Origin of the sequence: Collinsella sp. HCP3S3_E5, from assembly GCF_052067635.1 — a bacterium.
Classification (GTDB): Bacteria; Actinomycetota; Coriobacteriia; order Coriobacteriales; family Coriobacteriaceae; genus Collinsella.
Genome location: NZ_JBQHQF010000010.1, coordinates 20,881 through 36,749 on the forward strand (window position 1 = coordinate 20,881; position 15,869 = coordinate 36,749).

The window sequence follows — 15,869 nt, forward strand, 5'->3', positions numbered from 1 at the left end:
ATATAGCCTAATCTCCATATCGGATTAAAATCATGGCATCAAATAACCTTCCCATGCGAGGATTCTATGACGGTAAGCGATATGACCGCGACAAACAAAACAAATGCGCCAGAACCCGGTTTCGACAAAACCGCCCAGCGTATCCTCAACCTTTTCTTTGTCCTCAACAGTTCCCCCGAGCCTCTAACAACCGAGCAGATCGTGCTGGATTCTGACCTAGGCTACGGATCGGGCAACGTCGACTCGGATAAGCGAAAGTTTCGCCGCGACCGCGACAAGCTGCTCGAGCGGGGCATTGTGATCAAGGAAGTTCGCGCCGCGGGTGCCCAGGAGACCGAGGAGAGCGCCTGGACAATCGACCGTGAGCATACGTTTGCCGCGGGCGGCTTGATCACCGCAGACGATGCCGACATTCTGCTAAACGCTATCGATCAGACCCTCACCACGGGCTCTTCGGCCTTTGCGACCCCACTCGCCGACATACGCTCCAAAATTGCCTATCTTACCGGCGAGACGAATACGGCCGAGCCCCCCGTTGTTCACTCGCCGACGGTCGATGCGGTATGGAGCGCGTTTGCCGACCGATGCGCGCTGCGTTTTTTGTATCAAAACGGACGGGGTGAGCAACGACAACGCACTGTTTGCGTCTACGGCATGTTCGAGCGCGAAGGAACAGCCTACTTTTGCGGCCTAGATGACGCCACCGGAAAAATCAGAACCTTTCGCTGCGATCGCATCGTTCGTGCGTGGCGTCCATCGCGGGCCTACGCCATTCCCGCAGACTTCAATCTCAACGATTACCTCTTCTTTGAATTCGATTTCTCCGATTGCCAGCCCGTCACGGCAACTTTCTCGTTTGCTCCGCAGGCTCAATCCGACATGGTCCACGGCCTCACACGTGGGCGAGGAAGGCTCGAGCACGCTAAAGACGGCTGGACCTGGACCGTTGACGTTCGCGACCTGAATGCGGCAGCGTCATTTTGCATGGAACACAGTGTTGACGGTATGAGGCCCGTAGCGCCCAACGAACTCAAGCAGGCGTGGAACCGCCTCATCGAAAGGACAGTGAGCGCTCATGGCCGCGCGTAAGCTCACCAGCGAACAAAGGCTCTCGCGCTCCATCGACATTATGGAGGCACTCTATGCCGCCGGCGAGGCGGGCATGACGCGAGACGAAATCTGCAGTCGCTTCGATATCTCCGGAGCTTCGCTCGACGAGATCATCGGCATCATCTCGACGCTCGCAGACCGCGAATCGGGCGCGCGCATCATTTGCGAATGCCGCGATGAACGTGTGGTTCTCATCGGCGATGCGGGCCGTGTGCTGCCGCTTCGCCTGAGTGCCGCCGAGGGCGCCGTACTCAATCATGAATTGGAGTCACTCGGAATCGAGGAGTGCGCGGCGGCGCGCATCCGGCGCGCACTCCTTCCGGCGGAACTCGGATACAACCAACGCGTTGACGATACCGTCGCCCGCGGATCTTATTGGCAGCAACTCTGCTGTGCAATTCAGGATGGCGTGCGATGCCTCGTCACCTACCGCTCCCTGGACGACCAGCATCCACGCAGGCGATTGATCGACCCCTTAAAGATCGCGACCAACGGCGACCAAACGTACCTGATTGCCTGGGATGTCGAGGCAGACGGGCAGCGCTCCTACCGTATGGACAAGATCGAGGAGCTTCTGCTGACGGAAGACTCCGTCGTGCGTCACACGACCGAAACCACGTCCCTGCACGATTCCCTTGCACAGGCAAGCCAGAGCGTTAAGCTCCTGATGCCGCTCGATATGGCAGAACGCGTGAGGTGGGCAGGTATCAGGTCAATTAAAGCCGATGGGGAGGGTACGGCAAGCGTGACCGTTTGCTATAGCTCCGAAAACTGGCTGTTTAGCCAGATTATCGCAGCGGGCGGAGCCATCCGCATCGCAGACGACCCCGCCCTTTCAAAGCGTCTATGTGATGCCGCCGAGGCAATGGCCTTCCGTTCTTAGCGATGGCGTTCGTGCGCTTGGCGCCATAACTGAAGATAGTGGCCGATCTGCGCCGTTTCGATGCGCTGATACGAGCTGGTAGGCAGCGATGTCAGAAATTTCTTTCCGTAACCCTTCGTCACCAGACGCGGGTCGGCCAAAATCAACACGCCGCAATCGGTCGATGAACGAATCAGGCGACCGGCCGCCTGCTTGACCTCGAGAACCGCCTCGGGCAGCGAGTAGCGTACCCAGGCGCGGTCCTCGCGCAGATTGCGCTCGCACGAGAGAGGATCGGTGGGGCTCGAGAATGGCAGCTTGGGGATAATGACGCATCTCAGCGTCTCGCCGCTGGCATCGAAGCCCTCCCAAAATGCTTTGAGAGCAAAGAGCGACGAGGTCGACTCGTTGATAAAGCGATCGCGCAAGCGACGGGGAGACGAATTGCGCTGCTGGCAATTGAGTTCCAGGCCGGCACGCGCCAGCTTGGGCTCAACCCGAGCGTACAGATCTTCCATATCGCGGCGATTGGTGAACAGCGTGAGTACCGACCCGCCCATGGCAAGATGGGCATCGACCAATACGCGCTCGAGCGCGGACAGATAGCCCTCGCGGTCGCGAGGGTCGGGAATGTCCCCCGCCACGACTACGGCCATGTTCGAATCGAAGTCATAGCTCGAATCCAGATGTAGTGACGAGGATGCCGAAGCGCCAATGCGATCGAGGCCTACGGCATGGTTAAAGTGCTCAAAGCTCTTGGACACCGTCATGGTTGCCGAGGCAAAGATGGCCGTATGCACCTCGGGCAGCCACTCGTTCGCCAGGGCCTCGCCGATGTCGATGCGCTCGGCGGTCATGGATTCTCCGCCCGCACGTAGGCGGCGGTTGACCTGCAGCGAGTACACATAATGCTCGTCGGTGCCGTCAATGATGAGCTTGAGGTTCTCGGCCAGCTCGTGCAGACGGCGCGAAATATCGCCCAGGTCGACGACGACCTCGGGTTTATCGGCAGCGACAGCCTGCACCAGCGCGGCAACATTTTTATCCGCCTGCTCCAGGGCATCGATAGCAGCGCTGGCAGACTGCAAGAAGTCATGCCAGTCATCCGACTCGCGCAACTCGGGGCCAATCCACAGATTTGCGCTGTCGTAGCCACCGCGGGCGCGACGGCCGAGCTCACGCACGCCGTCAAACACCTCGGCGAGTGCCATGCTCGCGCGTGCGACCGTAGACGTCGCCTTCGCGGTGAGCCCCAGATAAAGCGTGGAGCCTTCGGATGTCGCCAAATCACGAGATACCTGGCTCAATGCACCGGAGCTCGACCCGCCAAGGCGCTCAAATAGCACACGAGATTCGTCTGCCGAGACCACGCGCGCCCACTGGCGGCGCGCCTCGCGCTCGATGGAATGGGCCTCGTCGATTACCCAGTGGCGGATGGGAGGCAAAATTCTCCCTTCGGCCGCAACGTTGCGAAACAGCAGGGAATGATTTGTGACCACGACATCGGCATGCGCCGCGCGACGACGGGCACCGTGGACGAGGCATTTATCGGGAAAGAACGGACACAGGCGGCGAGCGCATTCGCGCGAGGCCGTCGTAAAGTCGGGACGGTTGACGCTGCGCCAGCGAATGCCGAGCGAATCGAGGTCACCATCGGCAGATTGGCACACATACGCCATGATCACCGCAACCGCTGTGAGCGTGTCGGCAGGATCGCGCTTGGTGGTAATCTCGGCCTGACCTCGGCTCATGCGCTCGAGTTTGCGCAGGCACGGATAGTGGTCATATCCCTTGAGCGCACAGAATGACAAGCCTCCGTCCAGCTGTTCGGCGAGTTTTGGCAGCTCGTGGTACATAAGCTGATCGGCAAGATTATTCGATTTGGTCGCAATGCCAACGGTAATGTTGTTTCGGCGGGCGGCCTCGGCAAAGGGCACGAGATACGCCATCGATTTACCGACGCCCGTACCGGCCTCTATCACGCGATGCGTATCCGTAACCAACGCGTCGCGTACCTCGAGCGCCATGGCAATCTGCTCGTCGCGCGGCTCATAAGTGGGATACATGCGATTGACTAGACCACCGGGGGCATAATCCGCCTCGATCTCTTCGCGGCTCGGCATGTTAAGAACCGGCAGCTCGTCGGCATCCACGCGATCATCGGCGCGATCGGCCTTGAGCACGTCGGCGCGAGCGGCGGCAAGCGAGAAAATCGAGCCGGGGTTTTGACCTGCCAAAAACGAGAAAATGGGACGATAGGACCAAGGAACATCCGCGTGCATATCCGCCAGACGCGCCATAAGGCCCTGCGGCAAGTCCGTAAGGGCAACCAGCAGCACGCGCCACACCCCACACAGGGCATCGACATCGGCATTTGCACGGTGCGACACGGAGTCGCAGCCAAACAGATCGGCCATAAAGGACAACTTGTGCGATGCCAGGCGCGGCAGCGCGATACGGGACAGCGCCAGCGAATCGATCCAGATGTCGCTGACGTTGACACCGCCCTTGACCGATTCGATGAACGATCGGTCAAACGTGGCATTGTGCGCGATAACCGGGCACCCGCCCACAAAATCGGCGAGCGCAGCCACGGCCTCTACAGCCGAGGGGGCATCGGCCACATCGGCGTTTGTGATGCTTGTGAGCTCAGTGATTTCGGCAGGGATCAGCTGCTTGGGATGCACAAACGTGTCAAAGCGGTCAACGACCTCGCGGCCCGAAAGACGGGCCGCGGAAATCTCGATAAGCTCGTTGTCCTGGACCGAAAGACCCGTGGTCTCGGTATCGAGGACGATAACATCCTCCTCGATAAGGCCAAACGATTGTGTGCGGGCACGCTCGGCAAGCGTTGCATAGGAATCAATGACAAACTGCGGCGTTCCAGGAGATACAGCATCCTCGATTAGCATGCAATGCCCGCTCGACGGAGACCCATGCGAATCAGATTGTCACAGACCTGCGGGAAGGTCATGTCTTTGGTATGACGAATCTCGTCCGGATACAGCGACGTATCGGTCATACCGGGAATCGTATTGGTCTCGAGGATGACGGGGCCGTCCTCGCTCACGATAAAATCGCTGCGCGAAATGCCCAGACAGCCGAGGGCTTTGTGGGCCGCACAGGCTAGTTCCTGGGCACGAGCATAGTTTTCGGGCGAAATCTGCGCCGGAATACGGTGGATATCCGTGGGATCGACGTACTTCACATCCAGGTCGTAGAACTCACAGTCCTCAGGCTTGCGAATCTCGACGATCGGCAGGGCGCGCACGTCATCCTCGCCGTAGACGCCTACGGTAATCTCGGTTCCCTCGATGCACTTTTCGACCAGCACCTTATCGCCGTACTCAAAGGCCTTGGCGATGGCGGCAGGCAGCTCAGAGGGCTCGTGTACCAGGGAGATGCCGTAGCTGGAGCCGTTGACGGCGGGCTTTACAAAGCAACGCTCGCCGCAAATCTCAACGATGCGATCGATATCGACCTCGTCGCCCGCCTCAAGCGCTAAACCGGGGGCAATGGGGATGCCTGCCTTGGCATACAGAAGCTTTGAAACCTCTTTATCGGCGCCACACGCGCTGGCGAGCACACCCGACGCCGTATAGGGGATACCCAGCGTCTCCATGGCTCCCTGCACGGCGCCATCCTCGCCGCCGGCGCCGTGCATGGCGATAAACGCCACGTCAAAATCGCCAGTTGCCATAGTCACCATAAAATCATCGGCAGCCGTATCGAGCAGCTCCACCGAAGTGTAGCCAGCTTCCTTTAGGGCCACCACGACGTTCTTTCCCGAATTGAGCGAAATCTCGCGCTCGGCGGAATGGCCGCCCGCCAAGACCGCTACGTGCATGTTCTCTAGGCTTTTACCCGGCATGGGCAGACTCCTCCTCTATGATTTCTGCAGCTGATACCATATTGTAGCGATACCCCCTACGTTTCCCCAAAATCGAAAGGCTTCCATGAATCCCAGGACTAAATCTCAGGACATTCGCGACTTGAGCCAAAACGATATTCGCGAGCTCGTGGCCGAACTCGGCCAGCCCGCTTTCCGCGCGAAGCAGCTCATTGAATGGGTTTTTGAGAAGAACGTTTGTTCGTTTGACGATATGACCAACCTTCCCAAGGCTTTCCGCGAGCAGTTAAAGGAGGCATTTGCCTTCGACACGCCGACCGAGCTCACCAAGCAGGTGTCCAAGGACGGCTCTCGTAAATACCTACTCGAGTACCACGATGGCATTTCTGTCGAGACCGTCGGCATGCCCCGTCGTAACAAGCTCTCTGTCTGCGTATCCACCCAAGCCGGCTGCGGAATGGGCTGTGCTTTTTGCGCTACCGGTCTCAACGGCCTCAGGCGCTCGCTGACCGCCCAGGAAATCGTCGACCAGGTACTTCACGTTTCCAATGATTTTGGCGAGCGCGCGACAAGCGTAGTGTTCATGGGCCAGGGCGAGCCTTTTGCCAACTACGATGAGGTTCTTAAGGCGCTGCGCATCCTTAATGACCCCGACGGTATCGGCATTGGAGCGCGCCATCTCACCGTGTCTACCAGCGGTGTTATTCCTGGCATCCGTAAGTTTGCCGACATTCCCGAGCAGTTCACCCTAGCTGTCTCGCTGCACTCCGCTATCCAGTCCACACGCAATAAGCTCATGCCCGGTGTCAAGAAATACACACTCCTGCGCCTTCACGAGGCACTGCAGCTCTACACCGAGAAGACCGGCCGCCGTCCGACGTACGAATATGCCATGATCGAGGGCGTCAACGACACCAACCCCGAAATGCAGGCGCTCTGCGACTTCTGCGAGGGCACGCTGTGCCACGTCAACCTGATTCAGCTCAACGATATTGAGGGCAGCCCGCTCAAGCCGTCATCGATCCATAAGGTAGAAGACCTTCAACGCCGTCTTGAGTCCCGTGGTATCGAGACCACGATCCGCAACTCTCGTGGCAACGATATCGATGCGGCTTGTGGCCAACTCAAGCAGCGTTTCAAAGTTCAGAAGAACGCCTAGGGGAGACCAGCCTAAACGTTTCATGTGAAACATCAGAAAGCCCCGGTTGCTTAATTGCAACCGGGGCTGTTTCATATTCATCGATTATCTGCATCATACGATTGTCCAGCATTTTTTAGGACGATATTAGGGATCCCTGTACTGGTGATCAGACAAGGAACCCTTCAGAATAGATGAGTCATTGTTAGGTACCTAAAAGCCTACATTTTCCCATTGATGATTAACCCAATCTTGGTTGATCTTGGGATTCTTAGTCATCTGAGCCGTACGCATGGCAACGTCCTCGGTCATAACATCCATTTTCTTTTTTGAGGTATCAACGATATCCTGCGCTCCGCGAAGTAAACGACCACGCAATTCATCATCTGTCGCAATCTTATAACCGGCAAAAGCGCCAACTGCAACAGTAGCAGCCAAAGCGACAGCAGTCAGAACTTTATTCCTCATCCTGACCTCCTTGATCAAACTGAATGATTTCGCCAAGAATGCGGGAGAGTTCCTCTTCATCCTTAAATTCAATCTCGATCTTGTTCTTGCCGCGCGAGCTCTTTACGCGAACGTTCGTGTTAAACACCTGACGCAGAACGCGTGCCGCCTTCTTAAAAGACTGAGGCGTTGCGGTTCGAGGCGTTTTTGGTGTCTCTCCAGCAGAAAACAACGGAGCAAGATTTTCTGTCGCGCGGACGGACAATCCTTCCGCAACAACCTTCTCAGCTAACTTAATGCGTGCATCTTCGTATGGAACTGCAAGAATTGCACGAGCATGGCCAGCAGTCAGCTTACCTTCAAAGATCATCTGCTGAACAACCTCTGGAAGATCAAGTAGGCGCAGCGAATTGGTGATTGCAGAGCGAGACTTGCTGACAGCCTTCGACAAGGCCTCTTGAGTCATACCACTCGCATCGATGAGCTGTCGATATCCCTTAGCCTCTTCGACGGGATTGAGATCAGAGCGTTGCAGATTTTCAATCAATGCAAGCGCAAGCATCTGTTCATCATCAACATCTTTTATAATGACAGGAACTTCCTCAAGTCCAGCGAGCTTAGAAGCCTGATAACGGCGCTCACCCGCGATAATCTCATAGCCATTACCGTGCTTGCGTACAAGAAGCGGCTGAAGAACACCATGCTCCTGAATCGACTCACTCAACTCTCGAAGCTCGGTCTCATTAAAATGAATTCTGGGTTGGTTGGGGTTTGGAACGATATCTTCGATTGGAAGTTTAGTTTTCGAAGCAGTATTGGATGCGGACGTCGCAGATCCACCGGTCTCATATTCTGCTTCGGATACCAATGCATTGAGTCCGCGACCCAAACCGCCACGCTTCCTAGGACTAGGCACGCTTGATCACCTCTTTGGCAAGGTTCATATACGCCTTTGCACCCTTATTTTGCGGCGCATATGTAATTACCGGCTCACCGAACGACGGTGCTTCTGATATTTTAACCGTACGCGGAATCAAGGTCTTAAATGCCTTATCGCCAAAGTACGACTGCACTTCTTCGACAACCTGATTTGAGAGCGATGTTCGCGAATCATACATCGTCATAAGCACGCCATAGGTATCAAGGCTCTTATTTAGGCGTGTTTTGACCATCTTCATCGACTCAAGCAGCTTGGTGACACCTTCGAGTGCGTAATACTCACACTGAATCGGAATCAGAACACTGTCCGCCGCCGTCAACGCATTAATGGTCAACAAGCCAAGTGAAGGCGGACAGTCGATAAATATAAAGTCAAACTCATCCTTAACAGGCTCAAGCAGATCCTTCAAGCGTGTTTCTCGTGCAATTGCGCTTACAAGTTCAATTTCGGCACCTGCAAGCTGGATAGTAGCCGGAATTACAAATACTTTACTGCAATTTGTATCCAGAACAAGCGATTCAGCCGGAACATCATTCAGCAATGCATCATAGATGCAGTTATCGAGTTCTTCTTTTTCGATTCCAAAGCCGCTCGTGCTATTACCCTGTGGATCAAAATCGACAATCAGCGTCTTTCGACCCAGTTCACCCAGTGCTGCTGCAAGGTTTACTGCTGTGGTGGACTTACCCACACCACCCTTTTGATTGATGATTGCAATGATACGCGTGTCTTTTGCGCTCTTCGAACGCTTAACGTCGCGAAATCCCACGGTCCCTCCTGGTGTATTTTAAGCTGTTAAACGGAGGATGTTTCACGTGAAACATTCCGATTCATCATCTGTTATGTTTCACGTGAAACATAACAAGTAATTACTATCCATTATGTTTCACGTGAAACATCTAGGCAAGCGGATTCTTCTTCGCCATGCCATTAGCACGTGGAAGCGAAATAGCTGCCGGACGAGATTTTTTTAGAATGATAAACTCGCGATGACCCAAGCCATTTGGCAAATCTAAATCATCTGTCAAAAGTGTGGTGAACCCGCATATGCTAGCGGCAGTTAGACCAGACTGAAGTTCGACGTCTGACGGGTTTCCCTTAGTAATAACAAAGAGACCACTATCTATTAGAAATGGTGAAGCGTACTCAACGAGAACTGGTAACGGTGCAAGTGCACGAGCAGTGACAACAGCAAACTGTTTCTTATGGCTTCGGGCATATTCTTCAAGACGATCATGAACCGCGTGAGCATGCTTGAGACCGAGAGCCTCAACAAATGAGTTGACGGCATCAACCTTCTTGCCAACCGAATCGATATAGGTAGCCTTACGTCCACAAGCAATTGTCAAAGGGATACCAGGAAACCCAGCACCAGTACCCATGTCTAACAAAGCGCCTTCTGGAGCTATGTCTATATAGGGAAGCAACACAAGCGAATCAAGAATATGAAGAACAGCCGCATCTTCGATATTTAGGATGCGCGTAAGATTGGTCGTCTTATTAGACTCCAATACAAGATCTAGATGCTCAATACAGGAGCGTAGGGCATCATGGGAGACCTTCAAAGAATAGTCTTCGCAATACGAAATTAGACGACTAAGCATCTGGCTTGTCTGCTCATCGGTTAGTACAAACAAGACAAACTCCTATCTGACAAAAATCAGTGTATCAAGAACTATTGACAAAAAAAAGGGGACGTGGAAACCACGCCCCCTTAAGATAAGCTGGTTTAGGTTATCGAGCAACAATCACAACATGACGATCGGGGTCAGAACCCTCAGAATGTGTGTCGACGGCATCGTTGCCGCGAAGAGCAATATGAACCAGACGGCGCTCGTAGGCATTCATAGGCGGAAGCGAAACGCTTTTGTGAGTGCGCACTGCCCGCTCGGCAGCAGACTGAGCCATAGAGGCAACCTTGTCCTGACGGCGGCTCTTATATCCCTCGACGTCGACGACGACCGGATACCTAAAGCCGAGCTTGCGGCTCACCAACAGCGAGAACATAACCTGAAGGGCATCAAGGGTGCGTCCATGACGACCAATAAGGACGGCAAGGTCGGGAGCCGTTACATCAAGAATCAGTTCGCCCTCGTCGCCCTCATACTCATCGATAGGAGAGTTGGCGGCGTCGAAATGCGAAAGGATGGAACGAAGAATAGAAATCGCAACATCGGCAATGGTGTCGAGCTCTTCGTCCGCAAGCTCTTCACCAGCCTTGTAGCGCTGTGCAATCTCGAGATAATCGCCCGCGGCCTGCGGGGCAACCTCCTCAAGCATATCCTCGACGATCTCTTCAGACATAACGTACTCCAAAAGTTAGGTACCTAAATAAGATTACTATACCGCTACTTCTTCTTGTGCGGGCGCGGCTTCTTCTCGCGACGCGTGACCTCAACCTGCAGCGGGGCGTTCTTAAGACGCTCCTCCTCTTCGGCCTTAGCCTTCTCGATAACCTTCTGCGTCACAAAGATCTGCTGGATGACCTGCCAGGCAGAAGACACGTCGTAGTACAAAAGAACACCAACGGGAAGGCTCCAACCCATCCAGAGCATCATGACGGTCATGACGACGGCCATCATGCGCATGCTCTGGGCCTGCTGACCAGTCTGATTGCGCGACATGTACAGCTGCGGAATCAGGGTCAGGACAGCAAACAGAATCAGGCAAACCAGCGCAGGCAGTGCGACCATAAAGCCATCGGCAAAAGAGGCACTCGGCGTGGTAGTCAGATCGGGCAGAATGTTGAAGAACGAGAAGGTGCCCTCGTTAAAGTAATGCGGCAGGTTGCGCAGAAGCGTAAACAGGGCGATGAGGATAGGCATCTGAATCAGAAGCGGCAGGCAGCCGGACAGCGGATTGAACTTGTTCTCGCTGTAGAATTTCTGCATCTCCTCGGCCTGACGTTGGGGATCGTCGGCGTAGCGCTCCTGGATCTCGAGAATCTTGGGCTGCAGCACCTGCATACGGGCCGTCGACTTGGTCGACTTGAGCATGAGCGGCGTCAGCAGCAGACGGACGATGACCACCAGGATAATGATGGACAGGCCCCAGTCGACCGCAAAGGTCTGGATGAGCTTGAGCAGCTCGAAAAGGATGTTAACGATCCAATCCCACATGTAATTTTTCCTCCGATAGCGAGTGCCCGCTAGGGCACAGGGTCATAACCGCCGACGTGCAGGGGATTGCAGCGAGCGATGCGCCTCACGGCAAGCCAGCAGCCTCTACAAACACCGTATTTCTCGATAGCCTGGACGGCGTAATGAGAACACGTTGGATAATAAATGCAGGCGTCAGGCAATAAGGGCGAAATAACCTGTTGATATATGCGAATAGGAGCGATGGCAACACGTCGCAAAACGTGATTGCTCATCGCTCCTCCCCGGCAACGCCGGCGCGTATCACAAGCGAACGCAATGCCTCGTTCATTTCCTCCGGCGACGAGATCCTCGTCTTGGGGGTCGCGAACAAGATGATGTCATAACCCGCAACGGGAAATCCGCAGCTGCGGGCGGCCTCGCGCATCACACGCTTAGAACGATTGCGCACAACTGCGCAACCGAGTCGTTTAGCACCAACGAAGGCGACCCTTCCAGAGTCGCCTTCGCCAACCGATTCACATATGGTCATTCGAATCAGAGGATGATTGAAACGACGCCCCTGACTGAACACATGCTCGAAATCTTGCCGAGACTTAATAGTCTTCATGCGAGATGTGTGTATCGCTGCTAGACAGTGAGACGCTTGCGGCCCTTGGCGCGGCGACGGGCGAGCACGGCACGACCACCCTTGGTGGCCATACGGGCACGGAAGCCATGGGTCTTGGCACGCTTACGCTTATTAGGCTGATACGTACGCTTCATCTTAAGTTCCTCCTGCTGCATTTCGAGTGTCCGCGAGGGCGCGGACGCAGATATAGACACGTGAGCTTGAAGATTGTAGGGAAATCAATGTTCAAATGTCAAGAAATCAAAGGTAAAAGGTTGCGCAGTTCACACGGTTCCGCCATAAGCCGGATGAGTTTTTGAGTATGACTCCAACTTTTCACGATATTTCACCGAGTTTTCGACAGGTCATGTTGGCAATGTTGAGAACTTTTCGCCCATTTTCCAAAGTTTTCAACATGTTTTGAAAACTTGTCGAAAGATGAGAAACATTGCGCGGTGAGCTACTATTTATCCGAAACCTTTTGAAAGATTGCGAGCGGCATGTCTGACGACTTTTACACCATGGTCGATTCCGGTGACCCGGCACCCGACAACGAGCACATCAACGGCGTACGCGAAGAGCGCGAAGAGGGCGAGCAGACATCGAAACAGACACCGAAAACCATGTATGCGGCGCGCATCGCCGTCTATGACGACATGCTTTCGACCCCGCGCGTGATCGTCATCGAGCCGCAAGACATCCGCACGTATCTGGAAGAGACGACTAACACCGTCTACCAGTGCATGAAAGAGCAAGGCGGACACATCTCACTCATGGTTATCCGCGAGATTGTCGAAAACTTTATCCACGCCCACTTTGCCGAGCCCATTATCTCGATCCTGGACGGCGGGGAAACTATCCGCTTTGCCGACCAAGGTCCGGGCATCGACGACAAAGAGCGCGCCTTCGACTTTGGCGTCACCAGCGCAAACAGCAAGATGAAGCGGTATATACGCGGCACCGGGGCAGGTTTTCCCATGGTGCAGGAATACCTGGAAAACGCCGGCGGGGCAGTCTCCATCGAAGACAACATGGGCAACGGCACTGTCGTCACGGTGAGCCTCGACCCCAAGCGCGTGCAGGAAATTGAGCGCGCGGGAGGGCGCGGGGCAGCCGTGCGCCCCGAGGCCCAGGGGTCGGAATACCCACTGCCGGGAGCATTTCCGCAGCAAGCAATGATGACTCCGCAGCAAACCATGGCCGCGTCCCCACTACAACAGCCCATGGTTTCGCAGCAGATGCATCAACCCGGCATGCCGCCCATGCAGGACCCCCAGCCCGCGGGACAGACGACAACTCAAGGCTCGGCAGAGTCCATGGTCCTGGCCGATTTGGATGCAGCCGCGATGCAGCAGGTGACGGGCATGCAAGGAGCTCGGCAGATGGGCTTCCAACCGTACCCGCAGGCACATCCGGGACAATATATGCCGCAGCAGGGATACTCCCAGCAATATATGCAGCAGTATCCCCAGGGCTATCAGCAGCCGTATCAGCAGATGCCGCAGCCGTACCATCCCTGGGCCCAGCAGATGCCGCCGCAGCCATACCAACAGTGGCCGCAAAGTTTTCAACAGCCGATGCCAACCATGCAGAGTTCTCAACAACCAGCAGCTCAAATGATGTATCCTAATGCGGCGAATCAATACGCACAGCCGCAACCGAACGTATTTGTGAGCGAGCGCGGCAACGCGGCGCTGGGATATCTGGCTCAAAACCAAGAGTGCGGCGCCACCGACCTGGCGCGAGCATTTGGAAACTCCGCGCCCACGTGGTCACGCACACTCAATGACTTGGCGCAGGCCGGCTTGGTAATCAAACACGGTCAGAAATACCATCTGACCGAACTCGGCAGCGCTCGCGTGCGTGCCCAAAGTTAAGGAACGGGAGAGACAGTGGACGAGGAAGCAAGCATCATCCTGGAGGATGCCATCGCCTTTTGCCAGCGCGACGGCCAAGATGCACGCCTCATCAACATGTTGGGGCAATCGCGTGCCGTGAGCCTGACCGAGGACACCTTGACCATCGAGGCACCGTCGCGCTTTGCCATTGCGCAGCTCAAAAAGCACCAGCCGACTATCGAGCACTACCTAGAAGAGATTGCCTTTGCGCCGATCGCGCTCAACATCGTGGCCCCGCAGGGTCCCACGACAGGCGCCACAGGGGCGGCACCCGTCACTCCCCCTTTGACGGCCGTCGCCCCCGTGGCGGCTCCGGAGACCAATGCGAGCGATGTTTCCCGTGAAACCATGCCCCACGCAACAGCCGTGCCGGTAGCAACCGCGCCCAGCGTTTCACACATGCCCGTCGCGCACGACGCGACGCCGGGCGAAGAACCGGGCATCGCGATCAAAAACACGCTGTCGGCCGACGATTTCCGCCGCATGATGAATCAGATGAAGGGCGTGGCACCCGCCAAGAGCGCAAAACCAGTCTCGACATCGCCTGTGAGCGTCCCCACGGCTGCTGCGCCGGGCGAGCAGAACGCCGATGGCGCGCCCCTCGTGGCCAACTCAAAATTCACCTTCGAAAACTTTGTCTACGGCCCCGAAAACAGCCACGCCTATCGTTCGGCACTTAAATTCGCCGCACTCGCAGACGAACGCGGTACTTGCACATCCCTGTTCATCTATGGCAAATCGGGCTTAGGCAAGACCCACCTGCTGCTCGCCATCAAAAACGAGCTCGCCGAGAAGTCGCCCGAGATCAAAGTGAAATACGCCAACTCACAGGCATACATCGATGATCTGATGACAGAATTCGACCGCCAAAAGAAGAGTAACGCCCCCATCATGCAGGCATACCACGGCGTGGACGTGCTCATCATCGATGACATCCAAAACATCATCGGCAAGCGCGCGAGCGTGGATTACTTTTTCCAGCTCATGGACGAGTTTATCCGCAACAACAAGAAGGTCGTGATTGCCGCAGACCGTGCGCCCAAGGACCTGAACATGGACGAGCGCCTGACCAGCCGCTTTAACGCCGGCATGCTCTGCTTGGTAGCAGAGCCCAGCTACGAGATGAAGTACAAGATTCTGCAACGCTATTACGAGAACACGATCGCGGCGGCGCCCGAGGCGGGCGACGACTCGCTGCTGGCGGCCTACGGTGGCGACAGCGGACATCTGACCGACGAGCACTTTAAACATATGGCGGAGGTATCGGGCACCAACATCCGTGAGCTCGAGAGCTTCTGCGAGCGCTGCGCCGGGGAGGCGGGCGACCGCGAGCGCGAGGGTAGCGAGCTGAGCTTCGACGACATCGATGCCATCGCCAGCCAGTACTTCGACACGTCGGCCAAAAAGATCAACGTGCAGACAGTTCAGTCTGTTATCGAGGAGCAGTACGGCGTGACGCATGAGGAGCTCATTGGTCCGCGCCGCAATGCCAATATCGCCAAGGCGCGCCATATCGCCATCTACCTAGCGATCGAGATGTGCGAGATGACAACCACCGCCGTGGGTGCGGAGTTTGGCAACCGCAACCACTCGACCGTCAGCACGAGCTACAAAAAAGTCCAGAAGATGATCCAGGAAGACCGGACCGTGACCGAGGACCTCAAATCGCTACGAGACAAAATTACACTGCGCTCGTAGGGAAATAGGCACACCTGTTGAAAACTTGTCGAAACCGCGGGCATAAGGTGTCTAAAACCCAGCCCGCTCCGATGAAAAGTTTTGCGCAGGTTTTGAACGTGGAAAACGACCCCTGTTGCACACAGGGAACTGTCGATTCTCTTTTTGGGTTTGACCTGCATGTTTGGGAGTAATCAACAGTTTCGTCAGTACTATTACTATTATTAAAATATTTATAT

The 15,869-nt window shown here is 55.5% G+C and carries 16 protein-coding genes; 5 read left to right on the forward strand and 11 right to left on the reverse strand.

Going from position 1 to position 15,869, the window contains the following annotated elements; all coding sequences use genetic code 11:
- The first annotated feature begins 66 nt into the window (after positions 1-66).
- On the forward strand, positions 67-1,089 hold the full coding sequence (locus ACTM82_RS04460; RefSeq protein WP_154516810.1) for a helix-turn-helix transcriptional regulator: 1,023 nt from the start codon (positions 67-69) through the stop codon (positions 1,087-1,089).
- On the forward strand, positions 1,076-1,993 hold the full coding sequence (locus tag ACTM82_RS04465) for a helix-turn-helix transcriptional regulator (protein ID WP_441054686.1): 918 nt from the start codon (positions 1,076-1,078) through the stop codon (positions 1,991-1,993). Before ACTM82_RS04460 ends, ACTM82_RS04465 begins: the two co-directional genes overlap by 14 nt.
- On the opposite strand, the gene ACTM82_RS04470 is transcribed toward ACTM82_RS04465, so the two are convergent.
- Together ACTM82_RS04470 and ACTM82_RS04475 are read right to left on the reverse strand one after the other, a co-directional pair.
- Positions 1,990-4,884 (reverse strand): helicase C-terminal domain-containing protein, encoded by a 2,895-nt coding sequence (locus tag ACTM82_RS04470; RefSeq protein WP_441054684.1) that lies wholly within the window; start codon positions 4,882-4,884, stop codon positions 1,990-1,992. The genes ACTM82_RS04465 and ACTM82_RS04470 overlap by 4 nt on opposite strands.
- Complete coding sequence (locus ACTM82_RS04475; protein WP_441054682.1) at positions 4,878-5,843, reverse strand: D-alanine--D-alanine ligase family protein; 966 nt, start codon at positions 5,841-5,843, stop codon at positions 4,878-4,880. Before ACTM82_RS04475 ends, ACTM82_RS04470 begins: the two co-directional genes overlap by 7 nt.
- An 85-nt stretch (positions 5,844-5,928) precedes the next feature.
- On the opposite strand from ACTM82_RS04475, the gene rlmN reads away from it, so the two are divergent.
- Positions 5,929-6,981 carry a 23S rRNA (adenine(2503)-C(2))-methyltransferase RlmN gene (rlmN, locus tag ACTM82_RS04480; RefSeq protein ID WP_441054680.1) on the forward strand — a complete coding sequence of 351 codons (1,053 nt, stop codon included), beginning with the start codon at positions 5,929-5,931 and terminating at the stop codon, positions 6,979-6,981.
- Positions 6,982-7,173: 192 nt separating this feature from the next.
- Here the strand turns inward: rlmN and ACTM82_RS04485 are convergent, their stop codons facing one another.
- The 9 genes from ACTM82_RS04485 to rpmH form a co-directional block, all read right to left on the reverse strand.
- Positions 7,174-7,428 carry a hypothetical protein gene (locus ACTM82_RS04485; RefSeq protein ID WP_154516796.1) on the reverse strand — a complete coding sequence of 85 codons (255 nt, stop codon included), beginning with the start codon at positions 7,426-7,428 and terminating at the stop codon, positions 7,174-7,176.
- Positions 7,418-8,296: a ParB/RepB/Spo0J family partition protein gene (locus ACTM82_RS04490; protein WP_427748147.1), complete on the reverse strand. Its 879-nt coding sequence runs from the start codon at positions 8,294-8,296 to the stop codon at positions 7,418-7,420. The genes ACTM82_RS04485 and ACTM82_RS04490 overlap by 11 nt, the downstream gene beginning before the upstream one ends.
- A gap of 19 nt (positions 8,297-8,315) precedes the next feature.
- Positions 8,316-9,116 (reverse strand): ParA family protein, encoded by an 801-nt coding sequence (locus tag ACTM82_RS04495; RefSeq protein ID WP_441054678.1) that lies wholly within the window; start codon positions 9,114-9,116, stop codon positions 8,316-8,318.
- A 130-nt stretch (positions 9,117-9,246) separates the two neighbouring features.
- Positions 9,247-9,984, reverse strand: coding sequence for a 16S rRNA (guanine(527)-N(7))-methyltransferase RsmG (gene rsmG / locus ACTM82_RS04500; RefSeq protein ID WP_441054676.1), 738 nt, complete (start codon positions 9,982-9,984; stop codon positions 9,247-9,249).
- A gap of 97 nt (positions 9,985-10,081) precedes the next feature.
- On the reverse strand, positions 10,082-10,651 hold the full coding sequence (locus ACTM82_RS04505; protein ID WP_441054674.1) for a Jag family protein: 570 nt from the start codon (positions 10,649-10,651) through the stop codon (positions 10,082-10,084).
- A gap of 44 nt (positions 10,652-10,695) precedes the next feature.
- Positions 10,696-11,466: a YidC/Oxa1 family membrane protein insertase gene (locus tag ACTM82_RS04510; protein WP_441054672.1), complete on the reverse strand. Its 771-nt coding sequence runs from the start codon at positions 11,464-11,466 to the stop codon at positions 10,696-10,698.
- Positions 11,467-11,495: 29 nt separating this feature from the next.
- Positions 11,496-11,720: a membrane protein insertion efficiency factor YidD gene (yidD, locus tag ACTM82_RS04515; protein ID WP_154516787.1), complete on the reverse strand. Its 225-nt coding sequence runs from the start codon at positions 11,718-11,720 to the stop codon at positions 11,496-11,498.
- Positions 11,717-12,055 (reverse strand): ribonuclease P protein component, encoded by a 339-nt coding sequence (rnpA, locus tag ACTM82_RS04520; RefSeq protein ID WP_154516785.1) that lies wholly within the window; start codon positions 12,053-12,055, stop codon positions 11,717-11,719. The genes yidD and rnpA overlap by 4 nt, the downstream gene beginning before the upstream one ends.
- Before the next feature lie 20 nt (positions 12,056-12,075).
- The gene (rpmH, locus tag ACTM82_RS04525; protein WP_019127408.1) at positions 12,076-12,210 is read right to left on the reverse strand and encodes a 50S ribosomal protein L34; all 135 of its coding nucleotides are present in this window, start codon (positions 12,208-12,210) and stop codon (positions 12,076-12,078) included.
- A 345-nt stretch (positions 12,211-12,555) separates the two neighbouring features.
- On the opposite strand from rpmH, the gene ACTM82_RS04530 reads away from it, so the two are divergent.
- Both ACTM82_RS04530 and ACTM82_RS04535 read left to right on the forward strand, forming a co-directional pair.
- Entirely contained in the window at positions 12,556-13,932 is a 1,377-nt protein-coding gene (locus ACTM82_RS04530) for an ATP-binding protein (RefSeq protein ID WP_441054670.1), read from the forward strand.
- Positions 13,933-13,947: 15 nt separating this feature from the next.
- A complete protein-coding gene (locus tag ACTM82_RS04535; RefSeq protein WP_441054668.1) occupies positions 13,948-15,651 on the forward strand; it encodes a DnaA ATPase domain-containing protein in 1,704 nt (567 codons plus the stop codon).
- The last annotated feature ends 218 nt before the right edge of the window (positions 15,652-15,869 follow it).